Annotated in this window: 16 protein-coding genes; 10 read left to right on the top strand and 6 right to left on the bottom strand. The window is 67.9% G+C overall.

Going from position 1 to position 17,381, the window contains the following annotated elements; all coding sequences use genetic code 11:
- The first annotated feature begins 116 nt into the window (after nt 1-116).
- From WDM86_15230 to WDM86_15245, 4 genes are all read left to right on the top strand, one after another.
- Entirely contained in the window at nt 117-503 is a 387-nt protein-coding gene (locus tag WDM86_15230) for a hypothetical protein (GenBank protein ID MEI9991384.1), read from the top strand.
- Nucleotides 500-1,432, top strand: coding sequence for a hypothetical protein (locus WDM86_15235; protein ID MEI9991385.1), 933 nt, complete (start codon nt 500-502; stop codon nt 1,430-1,432). Before WDM86_15230 ends, WDM86_15235 begins: the two co-directional genes overlap by 4 nt.
- Before the next feature lie 21 nt (nt 1,433-1,453).
- Nucleotides 1,454-1,663, top strand: a complete 210-nt coding sequence (locus tag WDM86_15240; GenBank protein MEI9991386.1) for a hypothetical protein — start codon at nt 1,454-1,456, stop codon at nt 1,661-1,663.
- A gap of 158 nt (nt 1,664-1,821) precedes the next feature.
- On the top strand, nt 1,822-2,013 hold the full coding sequence (locus tag WDM86_15245) for a hypothetical protein (GenBank protein ID MEI9991387.1): 192 nt from the start codon (nt 1,822-1,824) through the stop codon (nt 2,011-2,013).
- Between the two features lie 2 nt (nt 2,014-2,015).
- Here WDM86_15245 and ppsA read toward each other — a convergent pair whose 3' ends face one another.
- From ppsA to WDM86_15265, 4 genes are all read right to left on the bottom strand, one after another.
- Nucleotides 2,016-4,430, bottom strand: a complete 2,415-nt coding sequence (ppsA, locus tag WDM86_15250; GenBank protein ID MEI9991388.1) for a phosphoenolpyruvate synthase — start codon at nt 4,428-4,430, stop codon at nt 2,016-2,018.
- A complete protein-coding gene (locus tag WDM86_15255; GenBank protein ID MEI9991389.1) occupies nt 4,423-4,614 on the bottom strand; it encodes a hypothetical protein in 192 nt (63 codons plus the stop codon). Before WDM86_15255 ends, ppsA begins: the two co-directional genes overlap by 8 nt.
- Before the next feature lie 98 nt (nt 4,615-4,712).
- Nucleotides 4,713-5,696, bottom strand: a complete 984-nt coding sequence (gene glk / locus WDM86_15260) for a glucokinase (GenBank protein ID MEI9991390.1) — start codon at nt 5,694-5,696, stop codon at nt 4,713-4,715.
- Entirely contained in the window at nt 5,693-7,912 is a 2,220-nt protein-coding gene (locus WDM86_15265) for a beta-glucosidase (protein MEI9991391.1), read from the bottom strand. Before WDM86_15265 ends, glk begins: the two co-directional genes overlap by 4 nt.
- Nucleotides 7,913-8,050: 138 nt before the next feature.
- Here WDM86_15265 and WDM86_15270 point away from each other — a divergent pair, with 138 nt between their 5' ends.
- Nucleotides 8,051-8,989 carry a hexose kinase gene (locus tag WDM86_15270; protein MEI9991392.1) on the top strand — a complete coding sequence of 313 codons (939 nt, stop codon included), beginning with the start codon at nt 8,051-8,053 and terminating at the stop codon, nt 8,987-8,989.
- A 32-nt stretch (nt 8,990-9,021) separates the two neighbouring features.
- Nucleotides 9,022-10,008 (top strand): zinc-dependent alcohol dehydrogenase family protein, encoded by a 987-nt coding sequence (locus WDM86_15275; GenBank protein ID MEI9991393.1) that lies wholly within the window; start codon nt 9,022-9,024, stop codon nt 10,006-10,008.
- A 7-nt stretch (nt 10,009-10,015) separates the two neighbouring features.
- On the opposite strand, the gene WDM86_15280 is transcribed toward WDM86_15275, so the two are convergent.
- The gene (locus tag WDM86_15280) at nt 10,016-10,411 is read right to left on the bottom strand and encodes a hypothetical protein (protein MEI9991394.1); all 396 of its coding nucleotides are present in this window, start codon (nt 10,409-10,411) and stop codon (nt 10,016-10,018) included.
- A gap of 240 nt (nt 10,412-10,651) precedes the next feature.
- Here WDM86_15280 and WDM86_15285 point away from each other — a divergent pair, with 240 nt between their 5' ends.
- The 3 genes from WDM86_15285 to WDM86_15295 all read left to right on the top strand — a co-directional run bounded on the left by WDM86_15285 (nt 10,652) and on the right by WDM86_15295 (nt 13,200).
- A complete protein-coding gene (locus WDM86_15285; GenBank protein MEI9991395.1) occupies nt 10,652-12,136 on the top strand; it encodes a L,D-transpeptidase family protein in 1,485 nt (494 codons plus the stop codon).
- A gap of 62 nt (nt 12,137-12,198) precedes the next feature.
- A complete protein-coding gene (locus WDM86_15290) occupies nt 12,199-12,756 on the top strand; it encodes a DUF882 domain-containing protein (GenBank protein MEI9991396.1) in 558 nt (185 codons plus the stop codon).
- Nucleotides 12,757-12,963: 207 nt separating this feature from the next.
- Nucleotides 12,964-13,200, top strand: coding sequence for a hypothetical protein (locus WDM86_15295; GenBank protein MEI9991397.1), 237 nt, complete (start codon nt 12,964-12,966; stop codon nt 13,198-13,200).
- An 11-nt stretch (nt 13,201-13,211) separates the two neighbouring features.
- Here the strand turns inward: WDM86_15295 and WDM86_15300 are convergent, their stop codons facing one another.
- A complete protein-coding gene (locus tag WDM86_15300; protein MEI9991398.1) occupies nt 13,212-14,264 on the bottom strand; it encodes a LacI family DNA-binding transcriptional regulator in 1,053 nt (350 codons plus the stop codon).
- A 200-nt stretch (nt 14,265-14,464) separates the two neighbouring features.
- Between WDM86_15300 and WDM86_15305 the strand changes: the two genes are divergently transcribed.
- Nucleotides 14,465-17,026 carry an exo 1,3/1,4-beta-D-glucan glucohydrolase gene (locus WDM86_15305; GenBank protein MEI9991399.1) on the top strand — a complete coding sequence of 854 codons (2,562 nt, stop codon included), beginning with the start codon at nt 14,465-14,467 and terminating at the stop codon, nt 17,024-17,026.
- Nucleotides 17,027-17,381: the final 355 nt, after the last annotated feature.

The raw sequence follows: 17,381 nt of genomic DNA on the forward strand, positions 1-17,381 counted from the left end.
ATCAATACTGTGAGTACAAATACATTGTCGCAAAAGCGACAGCATTGACCGATTTGGGCCATGAATTCGGTGTCGTTCGACGAAAGACACGGGCTTCGTCGAAGAGGGGGAACGCGATGCGGGGCGGGAGTCTTGCCGGCAGGCTGCGCGCCGCGGGCGCGAAAGGTTGCGCGGCCGCGCTCATCCTCGCGGCGCCGGGCTGTGTTTCCTACTCCTATGTCGATGCGCAGCAGGTTCAGCACGTCGTGGGCTTCGTCGACGTCGCCATGCCCCTGCCGCAAGGGGCTCGGAGCGAGCCTGCCGCGACCGCGATAGCGACCACGACGCTGGGCATCGCGATCTCCCGCCGCTCCGACGGCAGCGACGGATTCGCGGTCGGCTACACCAAGGACATGACGATCGCGCTTCCGAACGGCGCATGCCTCGACCTTGAGACCGACGGCGTGTGCAAGGCGCTTGGCAACAAGCCGCATTCGACTCAATCGGGGAGCATCGCGCAATGAGTTTCGGCCGGATAATCCTGCTCGCTTCGGCCTGCATCGGCGCGGCGGCCTGCGCCTCGCCGCAGAACACCGTATATTTCGCGACCAGCACGTCCTTCGGCATCAACGTCGAGAAGACGCCGCCATCGGCCGCCGTCGCCTACGACCGCACCGAAGCCTATGTGGCGCCGCGCACGTCGAATGGCGCGCTGCCGCCGGTTGTCGGCTCGTTCCAGAGCGGCGGCAATTTCTTCAACCCGCAAGTGCGGCAGGTCTACGCGACCGGCGCGGCGTCCGTCCTTGTGGGCGGCGGCAGCGATCACGGTCCGCCGGCGATGACGGGCGACGAGAGGGACGACAAGGTTGCGTTCTTCGGCACCACGACGACCATCGGGCTCAAGGTGGGCTTCGACGCGGACGGTCCCAACACGCTGGTGTTCGGCTTCAAACGCAAGGAGCTTTCGATCATTCCGCTCGGGACCGGCGACAGGAACGAACGGGTGTATCCTTCGGTTCTGGCCTCCATCGATACGACGCTCGCCACGAAGGACTTCCAGGACTCCGGCCTGTCGATCAACCAGTATTTCGCGACCGGCGCCGCCGCCGAAACGCTCGCCGCCAGCGGGCCGATCCGGAAGATCTTCGGCGTGGCGGCCGTCAACGCCGCCTCCGCGACCCTGACGCCGGATCAGAAGGCCGCGGCGCAAGCGACGGCAACGGCGGTCTTGGGACAGCAGGCGACGGACCTCGACAAGGTGATGAACGACGTGGCGCCGGGCGGCGTCTTGAACAAGTCCGAACTGGCGGCCGTGATCGCCAAGGCGAACGCGCTCAGTCCGGCGTCCGTGAACACCAATCTCAACGACGCGACATCCGCCGACGAACTCAGAAGCTGGATTGCCGGCAACCCGGCCGTTACCGCCAAGCTTGCGGCGGCGATCGGGAATTAACGGACCGAACGGAGGCAAGCCATGGTGAACGAAATCACGGTCCTCGTCTGCGCCGACGCGACACAGGCCGACGCGGCGCAAATCTACCTGCAATCGGCGCCGCACAACTATCCGCCGGCGGGCATCACGATCGAGCAGGCCGCGGTCTTCAACTACGACGCCACGACCTTCGGCGGCGGCGGGACCGAGGACGGCGCGCATGGCAAATTCGTCGTCATTGGCCGGAAATAGCCACGCATAGCCGGCAGGCGCATTTGGCGGATGTCGCGGTTTCGGCGCCGGCGGTCTGCCGGTTTCAGCGCTTGGGCGCTATCGCCGCGGCCTGCCCGCTGAGCGCAACGTTCACGCCGCGCCGCCGTTATCTCCTTGGAACCAACATGAGGTACGCCATGGCCAAGGACAAACAGAAGCCGCACGATTTGCGCGACGACACCTACGCGCCGCGCACCACCGTCACGAACACTGACGAGCGTTTGGCCGGCGCGGAACCGCCGAGCGTCAACCCCGAGGCCGGTGATTTCGTGCTCGTGACGCCGGAACCCGGCAAGGGCATTGCCGAGGGCCAGACGACGAAGGGCTGAACCTAGGTCTTGGCGGCCTCCGCCGCGGCGACGATGCGATAGGTGGCGAGCAGGCTCGACGGATTGACGCTGATCGAGTCGATGCCCCACTGCACCAAATGCTGCGCGACCTCGGGATAGTTCGCCGGCGCCTCGCCGCAGATGCCGGCGTGGCGATGGTTGCGATGGGCACCCTCGACCGCCAGGCGCAGGATTTCCGTCATGCCCGGATCGCGCTCGTCGAAATCGAACGCCACGGTCTCCGAATCGCGGTCGACGCCGAGCGTGAGCTGGGTCAGGTCGTTGGAGCCGATGGAGAAGCCGTCGAACAGCGCCGCGAAGGCATCGATGCGGATCACGTTGTTCGGGATTTCGCACATCACGAAGACTTCCAGCCCGTTCTCGCCGCGCGCCAGCCCGTTGGCGGCCATCGCGGCGAGCACGCGTTTGGCCTCTTCCTCGCGGCGGCAGAACGGCACCATCACCTTGAGGTTGGTCAGTCCCATCTCCTCGCGCACGCGCTTGAGCGCCGCGCATTCCAGCGCGAAGCCCGCGGCATAGGCCGGATGGGCATAGCGCGACGCGCCGCGGAAGCCGAGCATCGGATTGGCCTCGACCGGCTCGAACTGCTCGCCGCCGAGCAGCTTGGCGTATTCGTTGGTCTTGAAGTCCGACAGCCGCACGATCACCGGCTTGGGATAGAACGCCGCCGCGATGGTGCCGATGCCCTCCGACAGCCGCTGCACGAAGAAATCCTGCGGCCGCTTGTAGCGGCGCACGAGCTGGCGGATGGCGCGCCGCTCGCGCGAGCTCGAAAGCGTGTCGAGATTGACGAGGGCCATCGGATGCACGCCGATATACTCGTCGACGATGAATTCCATGCGCGCCAGTCCGACCCCGTCATTGGGCAGCAGCGCGGTCTTGAAGGCCAGATCCGGATCGCCGAGATTGACCATGACCTCGGTGCGGGTGCGCGGCACCTCGTCGAGCGCGACCTCGTGCGTCTCGAACGGCACGGCGCCCAGATAGACATGCCCGATGTCGCCCTCGGCGCAACTCACGGTCACCGTGGCGCCGGTCTTGAGCAGGCGGGTCGCCGCCTCGGTCCCGACGAGCGCGGGCACGCCCATCTCGCGCGCCACGATGGCGGCATGGCAGGTGCGGCCGCCGCGATCGGTCACGATGCCGGCCGCCTTCTTCATCACCGGCTGCCAGTCGGGCGTGGTGGTCTCCGCCACCAGGATCTCGCCCTGCTGGAAGGCGCGCAGATCCTTCTCGTCCTTCACCACGCGAACCTTGCCGCTGGCGATGCGGTCGCCCACGGCGCGGCCGGAGACGATCGGCTGTCCCTTGGCCGACAGCGTGAAGGTCTGGATATGGCCGAGCGCGCGCCGCGACGCCACGGTCTCGGGCCGGGCCTGCACGATGTAGAGCTTGCCGTCGCCGCCATCCTTGGCCCATTCGATGTCCATCGGCGTCGGCCGGCCGTTCAGCGCGGAGTAGTGGTCCTCGATCACCATGGCGTTGCCGGCGAGTTCCAGCACCTCGGCATCGCTCAGGCAGGCGCTCTCGCGCTCCTCGCGGCGCACGAAGACGTTGCGGGTCGTCGAACGGTTGCGCTTGCCGGCCAGCACCATGCGGACCTGCTTGGCGCCGATCGTCCGGCGCAGCACCGCGCGGTGCCCGGCGCGATAGGTCGGCTTGTGGACGTAGAACTCGTCGGGATCGACGACGCCCTGGACGATGTTCTCGCCCAGGCCATAGCTGCCGGTCACGAAGACCACGTCGCGGAACCCCGTCTCGGTGTCGAGCGTGAAGATCACGCCGCTGGCGCCGAGATCGGCGCGCACCAGCTTCATCACCGCGACCGACAGCGCGACCTTGAAATGGTCGAAGCCATTGTTGTTGCGATAGACGATGGCGCGGTCGGTGAACAGCGAGGCGAAGCATTTGCGGCACGCCTCGAACACCGCCTCGGCGCCGCTCACATTGATGAAGCTGTCGTGCTGGCCGGCGAAACTGGCGTTCGGCAGGTCCTCGGCGGTGGCCGAGCTGCGGACGGCGACCGCGACGTCGGGTTCGAACTCCGCTTCCAGCGTGCGATAGGCCTCGGTGATCTGCTCGCGCAATTGCGCCGTTCCGGTCGCGGCGTGGACGATGGCGCGCGCCTCTTTCGCCTTGCTCGCGAGCGTCGCGACGTCGCCTTGCGGGATCGCGGCCAACAGGGCGCGCAGCTTGTCCCACGCGCCGGCCTCGGTCAGCGCGGCGCGATAGGCCTCGGCGGTCACGCCGAAGCCGTTCGGAACGTTGATGCCCTTCGGTTTCAGCGCGCAATAAAGCTCGCCCAGCGACGCCGTCTTGCCGCCGACCAGCGGAACGTCCTTCATCCCGAGCTCGCCGAACCAGCGGATATAATTCCGAATCGCCACGTCAGCCATGATGGGTTGCGTCGTGGCGCTCGTCGCGATGCCGCCGCCAATCCGGATCGTGCCAGCGGCCGGAGCAATAATGGTAATAGCAATAGTCGTAGCGGTGACGCGGTCTTGCACCGGCCTCGCTCGCGGTGCCGGCCGCGAGCAGCGCACCGAGCGCGACGCAGGCAAGGATCGATTTTGCGGACAACGCGCGTTCCTTCGAAAACAACGTCGAAAGGATCGCGTCATCGCGCCCGGCGCGCCTTGATCCAACGCAACCTCCAACGGTGCGGCGCGCGCCGGGATCTACGAAACCGTGCGGATATCGCCGCGGAACTCGCGGCTGGCATTGGCCACACCGAGAAACGCGGTGTCTTCGCTCAGGATAAGCCGCGTCGGGATCGCCGTCACATAGCCGGAAAGCCGGCCCTTGCGCTCGAACCGGGCGCGGAAGGAACTCGCCTGGAGCACGGGCTCGATCTTCTGCGCGATGCCGCCGGCGAGGAAAACGCCGCCGCGCGCGCCATGCGCGAGCGCGAAGTCGCCCGCCACCGTGCCGTAGATCGCGCAGAACATGTCGACCGTCTCGCGGCACAGCGGGTCGCTCTCGTGCCGCGCCACGATCTCGGCGGCGCTCAGCGGCGATGGCGGCCGCCCGTCCAGCGCGGCCAGGGCGGAATGCAGGTTCTCCATCCCCGGCCCGGACAGCACGCGCTCGACCGAGACGTGGCCGAAGCGGCGCGCCAGCACCTTGAGCACGTCCGCCTCGCGGTCGTCGCCCGGCGCGAAGCCGACATGGCCGCCCTCGGTGGCCACGGGAACGGCGCGGCCGTGAAAGCGCGCGAGACAGGCCGCGCCGAACCCGGTGCCGGCGCCGAGCACCGAGATCGGCTCGCCCACAAGCCCCGCAAGGTCGGGCCCGATGACGTGGAAGCTGCCGGCGGGCAGGGCGCCGACCGCGAAGGCCAGCGCCGCGAAATCGTTGACCAGAAGCGCGTCCGCGAAGCCGAAGGCGCGCAGATCGTCCTCCGATATCTTCCAGTTCCGGTTGGTCAGGACGACGCTGCCCGCCGTGACCGGCCCCGCGACGGCGATCGCCACCGCTTTGGGCAGCGACGCCAAGCCGGCGCGGTCGAGATAGGCGCGCAGCGACGCCACGAAGTCGGAAAAATCCGTGTCCAGATCGACGCGGTTATCGATCCGCCAGGGCGCGGCGGCGGTATCGACCACGGCGAACCGGGCATGGGTGCCGCCGACATCTCCGACCAGGACGCGCGGGTCTTCGCTCATGGCTTGATCGTACCGCCGTCGATGCTGACGAAGGTGCTCGCCTTGATGTCCGTCGCCGAGGTGCGGATGCTCACGCCATAGGGTCCCGTCGGTATGCGCCAAACATGGACCTGCGCGTCGTAGCGCGCCAGCAGGCGCGGCTCGGCCGCGATGTTCACGGTCTGGGTTTCGCCCGGCTTGAGCTGGATCTTGCTCCAGCCCGCCAGCCGCGCCACCGCGCCGGGCGGCGTGACGTAAAGCTGCACGACCTGGAATCCGGGGCGCGAGCCGGTGTTGGTCACGTCCACCCTGGCCGTCACATTGCGCCCGCCTAGCGCCGTGAAGCCGGCGAGATTGAAGCTTGTATAGGAAAGGCCGAAGCCGAATGGGAACAGCGGTGTCAGCTTGTGCGAATCGTACCAGCGATAGCCGACATCGGAGCCTTCGGTGTAGTTCACGTAGAAATAGCCGGCCGGCGGAGCGGCCAGCACCGGCCGGGGCAGTTGCGCTTCGCTTTGCGGAAACGTCACCGGCAGCCGGCCCGACGGATCGATCTCGCCGAACAGGATGCGCGCCAGCGCCGCCGCTCCGCCACTGCCCGCGTACCAGGCCTCCAGCACCGCCGGCACCTTGCCCAGCCAGGGCATCAGCACGGGTCCGCCCGTCTCCAGCACGACGATGGTGTGCGGATTGGCGGCGGCGACGGTGGCGATCAGTCCGTCCTGCACGCCGGGCAGCGAGAGGTTGTCGACATCGTCGCCCTCGGTCATCCATTGCTGCGCGAAGACGATCGCGACGTCCGAACCGGCGGCGAGCGCGGCCGCCGCCTTCTGATCGACACCGTCGGCATAGGCGACGCGCGCCGTGGGCGCCAGCGCGGCGATGGCCGCGAGCGGCGAGGGCGGATCGAATATCTCGCGGCTGAGCGGCATGACCTTCGTGCCGTTCGCCGTCACGATCACCGGTCCGCCGATCATGACCTGCTTGTCGTTGTCGAAGCCGACCGGCAGGACCTGGGACGAACCGCCGCCCGACAGCATGCCGAGATCGGCATGCGCCCCGATCACCGCGATGCTGCGCGCGGTCTTGGCGAGCGGCAGGATGCCGCCGTCGTTCTTGAGCAGGACGATGCCTTCCTCGGCGCCGCGCTGCGCGATATCGGCATGGGTCAGCGGCTTCTGCTGCACCGGCGGATCGTCGATCAGCCCGTTGGCGAAAATGGTCCGCAGGATGCGATGGACCATGTCGTGCAGCCGGGCGGCCGGAACGGTGCCGGCGGCGACCGCCTGCTTGAGTGCGTCGCCGAAATATTCCTCGCGGTCGCTGCCCGACGACGATTCCTGGTCGAGGCCGGCATTGGCCGAAGCGACCGTGCTGTGCACCGCACCCCAGTCCGACAGCACCCAGCCCGGATAGCTCCAATCGTCCTTCAGCACCTTGTTCAGCAGGAAATCGTTCTCGCAGGCATAGATCGTGTTGACCTTGTTGTAGGCGCACATCACCGCGCCGGGACTGCCGCGCTCGATCGCGATCTCGAAGGCGAGCAGGTCGGATTCGCGCGCGGACGCCTCGTCGATATTGGCGGTGATCAGGGTGCGGCCGGTCTCCTGGTCGTTCAGCGCATAGTGCTTGACGGTGGAGATCACATGCAGGCTCTGGATGCCGCGGATCTGGGCGCCGGCGATGAGGCCGGCGAGCAGCGGATCCTCGCCGCCATATTCGAAGATGCGGCCGTTGCGCGGCTCGCGCGCCAGGTTGACGCCGCCGTCGAGCATCACGTTGAAGCCGCGGTCGCGCGCCTCCATGCCGATGCCGGCGCCGGCGTCGAACGCGACCTGCGGATTCCACGTCGCGGCGTTCGACAGGCCCGACGGATAGGCGGTCGCCGTATCGCCGGGGCGCAGCCAGAAATTGTTCGCGACCCCGACGCCGGCGTCGCTCTCCTTCAGGGCGGGAATGCCGAGCCGCGGAATGCCCGGCACATAGCCGGCGGTGCCCGGCAGCAGCAGGACGAACTCGGCCGGCACGGCTCTCATCCAGGACTGCCTGGCGTTGGCGCCGGCATAGCCCTTGACCAGCAGGAGGTCCTCGTCGGTCGTCATCTGCGCCTGCACCAGGTCGGCGCGGGCGTCCGGCGACAGCGTGGTGTCCATCCAGGGCTGAAGCGCCGTCGGCTGGGCGACCGCCGGGCTGGTCAACACCGCCATCGCCAGCAGGATCGACGCTCGACCTATCATGCACTCCCCCCACGGACCGCCGCCCTATTCTAATCAATCGCGGCGGCGGTCGTCTTGGCCTGCTCCGTTGACGCCGGTCAAGGCGGATCGCGCCGCCGTTCTTATGTTTCTCGCATCAATTTCGAGACATCCACGCGCATGGCCAAGGTCGTCACCTTCACGCCCAATCCGGCGGTCGATATCGCCACCGGCGTCGAAGAGTTGATACCGGCGCACAAGCTGCGCTGCGGCCCGGTGCGGCGCGATCCCGGCGGCGGCGGCATCAATGTCGCGCGGGTCGTCCATCGCCTGGGCGGCGACGCGGTCGCGGTCTACGCCGCCGGCGGCGGCGCGGGCGACGAGCTTGCGGCGCTGCTCGACCGCGAGGCCATCCGCCATCGCCCGGTCCGCGTCGCGGCACACACCCGCGAGAGCTTCAACGTCACCGAGGAACGCAGCGCGCGGCAATTCCGCTTCGTGCTGCCGGGCGAGCCCCTGAGCGAGGGCGAGTGCAATGCCTGCATCGGGGCGGCGCTCGGCCTGCTTGCGGCGAGAGACTATTTCGTCGCCAGCGGCAGCCTGCCGCCCGGCGTGCCGGACGATTTCTATGCCCGCGCCATCCGTGCCGCCAAGGCGGCCGGCGCCAGGACCGTCATCGACACCCAGGGGCCGCCGCTCGGCCAGGTGCTTGGCGAGGGCGTCGGCATCCTGAAGGGCAGCGCGCGCGAGCTTAGCGCCTATCTGGGCGCCATGCCGGCGGATTTGCGCGGCTGGCAGGCGGCGCTGGCCGGCCTGATCCACTCCAAGAAAGTTTCAACCGTCATCGTGACCCTGGGCGAGGGTGGCGCGCTGCTGGTGAGCGCAAAAGTCTCGTGGCACGCGGCGGTGCCGCGCGTCGACAGTTCGACCACGGTCGGGGCCGGCGACAGCTTCCTCGGTGGCCTGCTGGTCAAGCTGGCCGCAGGCGCGCCGGACGATATCGCCTTGGGCTACGCCGCCGCCGCCGGAACCGCGGCGCTGCTGACATCCGGAACCGGCCTGTGCGCCCCGGCCGACGTCGAGCGGCTCTGCGCGCGGGTGGAACTCACCGCGCTCTGAAAGCGCTTCCTTTCTTTGATAGGCTGTTCGCCATGCGCGCCATGATCCTGGACAAGGCCCATTCTCCGTTGCGGTCGAGCCGCGATGCGGTGCCGCGCGAGCCCGGCCCGGGCGAGGTGCTGATCCGCGTCCATGCCTGCGGCGTCTGCCGCACCGACCTGCACGTCGTCGACGGCGAACTGACCGAACCCAAGCACAACGTCATTCCCGGCCACGAAATCGTCGGGACCATCGAAAAGGTCGGCAGCGACGTGGCGCAATTGGCGGTGGGCGATCGCGTCGGCGTGCCCTGGCTCGGCTGGACCTGCGGCGAATGCGTCTATTGCCGCAGCGGACGCGAGAACCTGTGCGACCGCGCCCGCTTCACCGGCTACACGATCGACGGCGGGTACGCCGAATACACCACCGCCGACGCGCGCTACTGCTTCAAGCTGCCGGACTTCTACTCCGACATCGAAGCGGCGCCGCTGCTCTGCGCCGGCCTGATCGGCTATCGCGCGCTTAGGATGGCGGGCGAGGGCAAGCGCCTCGGCCTCTACGGCTTCGGCGCCGCCGCCCATATCGCGATCCAGGTCGCACGCCATCGCGGCCAGGAGGTCTACGCCTTCACCAAATCCGGCGACGCGGAAGGCCAGGCCTTCGCGAAGTCGCTCGGCGCGGTATGGGCCGGTGCCTCCGACGGCGCGCCGCCGCAGTTGCTCGACGCCGCGATCCTGTTCGCGCCGGTCGGCGCGCTGGTGCCGGCGGCGCTGGCCGCGACGGTCAAGGGCGGCGTGGTGGTCTGCGCCGGAATCCACATGAGCGACATTCCCGCTTTCCCCTACGCGCTGTTGTGGGGCGAGCGCATGGTCCGCTCGGTCGCCAATCTGACGCGGCGCGACGGCGACGAGTTCCTCGCCATCGCGGCCAAGATCAAGATCCACACGACGGTCCAGCCCTTCGCGCTCGAAGACGCCAACGAGGCGCTGACGCGCCTGCGCGACGGCCGGATCGAAGGCGCCGCCGTGCTGGTGCCGTAGGCCGCCGTCAAAGCTGCGGCGTCGAGAGGTCCTTGGCCTCGAAGAATTTGCGCGCGAAGGCGATGACTTCGGGTTCGGTCGGCTGGTCGATCGCCTCGACGCCCAGGATGCGCTTGGCGAGATCGGGCACGTGATCGCGCGCATAATGGGCGAAAGCGGTCTTCGCCGGCCCATGTCCGACGACGAGAATCTCGTGATTGGGCTTCAGCGCGGCCACGATGGCCGCGAAATATTTCGGGTCCTCATGTGTGTGGCCCGACCCCACGGTTCCCGATTTGTGATGGATGTTCCCGCCGCGATCCTCGGCGCGAACGCGGTGCTTCTCGATGCCGCTCTCGCCGAATTCGATGATATTGGCCTCGGCGTGGTCGATCCACACGACGGCGTGAAAGTGATGAGTCATGAACGAATTTCCTTTTTTGCAACATTCATGCGCTATCGGCAATTGTCATTGACCTGGGTCAGACAGCTTCTGCCGCGTGCTCCTATTGTAGCCTGGGGTTTGGGGAATGTCGTCGGGCGCGGCCATCGTCTTTTGCAGGTTCCCATGCGCATTCATAGTTGGCATTGTCGCGCCGCCATTCTCGTAATCGCCGGCGGTAGTCTTTTCGTCTCGTCTCTGTGCGATGTGGCGGCGCAGCCTGTGCCGTCGCCCATCGAATCCGCGCTGCAGTCGGGCTCCGGCGTCAACCCATCCCAGCGCGATTCCCTGCGGAAGTTCTACGCCGCGCGGCAGAACGCGCCGGCCTGGTACGACCAGGGCGGCTTGAATGCCGACGGAAGAGCCGCGCTGGCGGTCCTATCCCGGGCCGCCGAGGACGGGCTGGATCCCGCGCGCTATGAGCTCGAAAATCTTGCGCGCCCCTTCGCGACGAACGACGCGACGGCGCTCGCCTATCGCGACCTGACGTTCACCGCGTCGTTGCTGCGCTACGCCTCCGACATGCTCGACGGACAGCCCGCCTTCAAGCACCTCGACTCCGACGTCGACCTGCCGGCGAGCGGCTACGACATCGCGAGCGGCGCCGCCCAGGCGGTCGCCACGCACAAGATCTCCGAATTCCTCTGGGGCCTCGAGCCGCAGCTTCCGCAATATGCTCCGCTCAAGACGGCGCTGGCGCGGTACCGGACGGCGGCCGCCAATGGCGGCTGGCCCGCCTTCGCCGCGCGCAAGGCCTTCACCGCCGCCAGCGCGACGCCGCAGACCCTCGCCGAGCTCCAGGCGCGTCTCGGCTATGAGGATGTGGCGGTCGCCGGTCCGATACCGGCCTCGGTCGAAGAGATGGACGCGGCCATCAAGCGCTTTCAGGCGCGCAACGGCCTTGAGGCCGAAGGCAATGTCGGCGCCGCGACGATCGCGCAGCTCAACGTCACGGCGTCCGGCCGCGCGGCGCAGATCGCCGCCAATATGGAGCGCCTGCGCTGGCTGCCGCATCGGTTCGAAAAAGCCTATGTCCAGGTCAACGTGCCGGACGCGAGCCTCGCGGTGATGGAGAACGGCGCGGCGATCCTGACCTCGCGCGTCATCGTCGGCCGCCCGCACGACCGCACGCCGATCTTCCGCGCCGAGATCACCGGCATCGTCGCCAATCCGCCCTGGATCGTGCCCGCCACCATCGCGCGGCACGAGATCGCGCCGAAGGCTGCGGCCGATCCGGATTATCTGGCGCGCAACCATATCGTCCTGGAGAACGGCCGGTACCGCCAGATCCCCGGCGACGACAACGCGCTCGGCGACATCAAGCTGAACGTGACCGACCGCTTCGCCGTCTATCTGCACGACACGCCGGCCCGTTCGCTGTTCGCCAAACCGAACCGCTTCCTCAGCCATGGCTGCATCCGCGTGCAGCAGATCAAGCCGCTCGCATCCTATGCGCTCAACGGCGACGTCACCTCGGGCGTCGATCGGCTCGACGCCGCGATCGCGACGACGCAGACGACGCCTCTGCCGATCAAGGCGCCGATCCCGCTCTATGTCGTCTATCTCACGGCCTTCCCCTCGCCCGACGGCCTGCAGTTCCGCTCCGACATCTATGGGCGCGACAAGCGGCTGATCGCCGCGATGTTCGGCGCGACCTCCTATTCGCAGGCCTTCCCCGCCGTGAAGGGTTGCAACCACAAGGCTTGAGGGCGGTTTACAGCGTTAGCAAAGCCGGGTTAGGTTGGCGGTCTCCAAACTGGGACGTTCCAATGACGCGAAGCAATTCGCGCCGGCAAATTCTGGGCTGTTTGGGGGGGATTGTAGCGGCAGGGCTTGCGGAGCCGGCGACGGCAAGCCTCATCGCACCAACGTCGACGCTGGCGGCGCCACGCGCGCTGACCTTCGACAATCTCCACACGGGCGAGAAGGCCAGCGTGGAATATTGGGCGCAGGGCAAATACCTGCCCGACGCCCTACATGAAGTGAATTTCATCTTGCGCGATTATCGCAACGGAGAAGTCCATCCGATCGAGCCGAAGCTGCTCGATCTGCTGCACCGGCTTCACGCGAAGCTCGAAAGCAGCCAGCCCTTCGAGGTGATCTCCGGCTATCGCTCGCCGCAAACCAACGCGATGCTGCGCGCGAGCGGGCATGGCGCGGCGTCCAAAAGCTATCACATGAAGGGCATGGCGATCGACATCCGCCTGGGCGACAAGGGGCTCAAGGACATCCACGAAGCGGCGCTGCTGCTACGCGCCGGCGGCGTCGGCTATTATCCGGAGTCCGACTTCGTCCATATCGATGTCGGTCCCGTCAGGCGATGGTAGACGGTCTCGCGGCCGGCGTTGTGGCAGATTCCTGGGGAGCGTTCCGCCCCTAAGGATTCGGGCGCGTGCGCAAAGTCCCGACGTTTCGGGATTTCCGCGCATTTTGCGACCGATCCGTTATCGAATCTTCATCGCCATCGCACGTTTGTGCAAGGCGGCGCGCCGCGACACGGGTATAGTTACCGTTCGAAGAGCTGGGCCTGCACCATGCCGGACTACACGATTCGCTATCTGCGCTCCGACGGCGCGGTCTCGATGTATTATCGCCCGAACTGTGCCAGCGACGCCGACGCGTCGCGCCAGGCGGCGCGCCAGATGCGTCCCGAATTCGCCAGCGCCGAGGTCTGGAAGGACCTCGATTGCCTCGCGGTGCTCACCACGCTGCGGCCGTCGAACGATCGTCTCGGCTCCGAGCCCGGCCGCATTCCGGACATCCCCGCGTAAAACCCTGACGCTCAGTGGCCGGGCGGCGCCGTCGACTGACGCACGATCAGCTCGTGATCCAGCCGGCGCTCCGGCGGCACGTCGTCGGTCGGCTGCTGCACCAGGAGCGCGACGGCGGCGGCGGCCATCTCCTTGATCGGCTGGCGGCAGGTCGTCAGCGGCGGCCACACCACCTGGGCGACGAGGGAATCGTCGAACCCCGCGACCGAAAGCTGCGACGGCAGCTTCAGATGAAAGCGCTTCGCGGTGGCGAGCACGGCGGCCGCCATGTCGTCATTGCTGGCGAAGATCGCGGTCGGCCGGTTCTTCAGCGACAGTAGGATCTCTCCCGCCTCCAGGCCGGACTGGTAGGAGAAATAGCCCTGCGCGCAGAGTTCCCCGGCGAAGGGGATGTCCGCCTGCTCGAGCGCGGCGCGATAGCCCTCGAAGCGCGCATGCGCCGCGCTGTGGTCGGGATGGCCCCTGATGAAGCCGATGCGGCGATGGCCGAGGCCGATGAGATAAGCCGTCATTTCCCGCGCCGCCGCTTGATCGTCGATGCTGACGCTGGCGCCGTCGGGCAGGGCGCCCCTGGACGCGATGCGCACAAAGCGCACATGCTCGGCCTTCAGCGCCGCGATCACGGCCGAGGCGTCGCACAGCGGCGGCGTCAGGATCAGTCCGTGTAGAGAGGATTGCGCGACCAGCGCGCGCACCGCGGCGCCGAGATCGGGATCCTGCATGCTCATCTGCTCGACGATCAGGTGATAGCCGTCCTCGCGGCAGCGCCTCAGCGCGCCGATCTGCACCCCCGCCATGTAGCTTTCCGACGGGTTGTCGTAGAGCAGGCCGATCAGGAACGACCGCTCGCTGGCCAGCCCGCGCGCGAAGAAGTTGGGCCGGTAGGACAGCGCGTTCACCGCGTCCATCACGCGCGCCTGGGCCTGGGCGCTGACATTGGGTTGGCGGTTGACGACGCGCGACACCGTCTTGATCGAAACGCCGGCGCGCCGGGCCACGTCGTAGATGCTGGCGGGCTTGGCGGACGGCGTGGGCGGCGGCGAAGACGGGCGCTTGGGCTTCATGGAATCGACGGTCCGGTGGACATTGCGCGCGCGGGCCTTTCGCGGAGGGTTCGCCGTCGCCGCGGCACCTTGAGGGGCGATATGCCAAGGCGAAGCGCCGCAAGTTCCGGGAAGTTGACAACGCTGTCAAGGAGCGTCGGAATTCGCCCCGCCGCGGCCGAATAAGCGATAAAACCGGCGGCGCCGAACCGGAGGCCGCGTTGAACAGCAGACCCATGCTTGCCCTGTCGGTCGCCGCGTTCGCGCTGGGCGCCTGCGTCAGCGCGCCGAAACCGGAGGCGCCTTCCGTCCCGGGCGTGGTTCATCCCGAGATCTGGCCGAAGATCGCCAGCGCCGTGGCGGACGATCCGGCGATCGATGCGCGCGTCGCCGATCTGCTGTCGAAGATGACGGTGGAAGACAAGGTCGGCCAGACCATCCAGGCCGACATCGCCTCGGTCTCGCCTGCCGATGTGCGCACCTATCGGCTGGGCTCGGTGCTCGACGGCGGAAATTCCGGCCCCGGCGGCAATGACCGTGCCCTGCCGCCGGACTGGCTGAAGGCGGCCGACGCCTTCTATGCCGCCTCGCTCGACGCGCCGCCGGGCCATGTCGCGATCCCGGTGATCTGGGGCTCGGACTCCGTCCACGGCAACTCCAACATCATCGGCGCCACGATCTTCCCGCACAATGTCGGTCTCGGCGCGGCGAACGATACCGACCTGTTGCGCAAGATCGGTGAGATCACCGCGATCGAGATGCGGGTGGTGGGCCAGGACTGGACCTTCGCGCCGACCGTCGCGGTGGCGCAGGACGTGCGCTGGGGCCGTTCCTATGAAAGCTATTCGGAGAATCCCGATATCGTGCGCGCCTATGCCGGCGCGATGGTCGAGGGCATCCAGGGCACGCCGGGCACGCCCGATTTCCTGCGCGGCGGCCATATCCTCGCGACCATCAAGCATTTCCTCGGCGACGGCGGCACCGACCAGGGCCGCGACCAGGGCGACAACCGAGCGAGCGAGGAAGATCTGCGCGACATCCACTCCGCCGGCTACCAGTCGGGCATCGCGGCCGGCGCGCAGGCGGTGATGGCGTCCTATTCGAGCTGGCGCGGCAGGAAGATGCACGGCAACCGCGACCTGCTGAACGACGTGCTGGTCGGCCGCTTCGGCTTCGACGGTTTCGTGGTCAGCGACTGGAATGCGCATGGCCAGCTCGCCGGCTGCGGCACCACCGATTGTCCCGCCGCGCTCGCCGCCGGCATCGACATGGTCATGGCGCCCGACAGCTGGAAGGGCCTCTACCAGCACACGCTGGCCGAGGTGAAGGCCGGAACGATCCCGATGGCGCGGCTCGACGAGGCGGTCTCGCGCATCCTGCGCGTGAAGCTGCGCGCCGGCCTGTTCGAGGCAGGCCAGCCATCGGGCCGGCCCCATGGCGGCAAATGGGACGAGCTCGCCTCGCCCGCGCATCGCGCCGTCGCGCGCCAGGCGGTGCGGGAGTCGCTGGTGCTGCTCAAGAACGAGCACGGTCTTCTGCCGCTCAGCCCGAAGCTGAACGTGCTGGTCGCCGGCGACGGCGCCGACGACATGGGCAAGCAGACCGGCGGCTGGACGATCTCCTGGCAGGGCACCGGCAACAGCCGCGCCGATTTCCCGCGCGCCCAGACGATCTTCGAGGGCATCGCCGAACAGGTGCAAGCCGGCGGCGGACAGGCCACGCTCGCGCGCGACGGCGGTTTCACCATCAGGCCGGACGTCGCTATCGTCGTCTTCGGCGAAGATCCGTATGCGGAGTTCATGGGCGATCGCGACAATCTCGCCTTTGAGCCGGGCGATCCGCGCGACCTGCGCCTGATCCGCGCGCTGCGCGCCAAGGGCATTCCGGTCGTCGCCGTGTTCCTGTCGGGCCGGCCGCTCTATGTCACGCGCGAGATCAACGCCGCCGATGCCTTCGTCGCGGCCTGGCTGCCGGGCACCGAGGGCGGCGGCGTCGCCGATCTTCTGTTCCGTGGCGCGGACGGCAATCCCGCCTTTGATTTCCGCGGAAGGCTATCCTTCTCCTGGCCGCGCGCGCCCGACCAGGCGCCGCTCCATTGGCCCGGCCCGAACGCGACGGCGGCGGAGCGCGCCGCCTACAATCCGCTTTTCGCCTTCGGCTATGGCTTGAACTACGCGCACCCGCGCGACCTCGGTATGCTGCCCGAAGCGCCGGGCGGCGACGTTATCGCCGCCAATGTCGAGCGCTATCTCGACAGCGGCCACGCCGCGCCGCCCTGGTCGCTGTCGATTGCCGGCGGCGACGGCGCGTCCGCGCCGGTGCTTCGTTTGCCGGCAAGCACGCCGGCGCTCGGCCTCGCCAGCACCGATCATCTCAAGCAGGAAGACACGCTCCTCGCGACATGGACGGGCAACGGCTCCGCCGCGCTGGCGCTTTCGGGCGCGCCGATCGATCTGTCGCATCAGACCGATGGCGACATGGCGTTGCGGCTCGCGCTGCGGATCGACGCGGCGCCCACCGGACCGGTGACGCTCCAACTGCGCTGCGCCGGCGCCTGCCATGGAACGGTCGATCTGACCGATGTGTTGCGCGCGGCGCAGGGCAGGGGCTGGACGACGATCGATGTGCGGCTGGCCTGCTTCAGGCAGGGCGGCGCGGATTTGACCGCGATCTCCGCGCCCTTCGTGCTGACGAGCGCGAGCCGCTTCGCGCTCAGCCTGTCCTCTGTCGCGCTCGTGCCGGGCGAAGGACCGCCAAGCTGCCCGGCCGCGCCACAATCCTGAATCGGCGCGTCGCTTTGCGGGCGCTCCGGGCGAATTACGGAAAGCTCCGCCTACGGATCATACCGATGCCGCGCGGCGGCCGACCGACCAGTTTATCCAGTTATATCAGTGCTCTAAGGGCGATTCCGTCCCTCGGGGCCGCCGCCCGGCCCTTTGCGCCAAACTGTCGGGGCGGCGGGCTCTTGTATCTGGGCGCGCGCAGGGCCATATACGACAGAGCACCCGTGCGTGCGAACTCTCATGCGAACGATACAGAGAGTACCCGGTTCGGGAAGTCCCCGGGCCATCCACACTGAACCGTGTCAATTCCGGCGCAGAGCCTGCGTTGCCGACGGTCGTTAGAAGCGAACCCAAA

It is taken from the genome of Rhizomicrobium sp. (assembly GCA_037200045.1).
Classification (GTDB): Bacteria; Pseudomonadota; Alphaproteobacteria; order Micropepsales; family Micropepsaceae; genus Rhizomicrobium.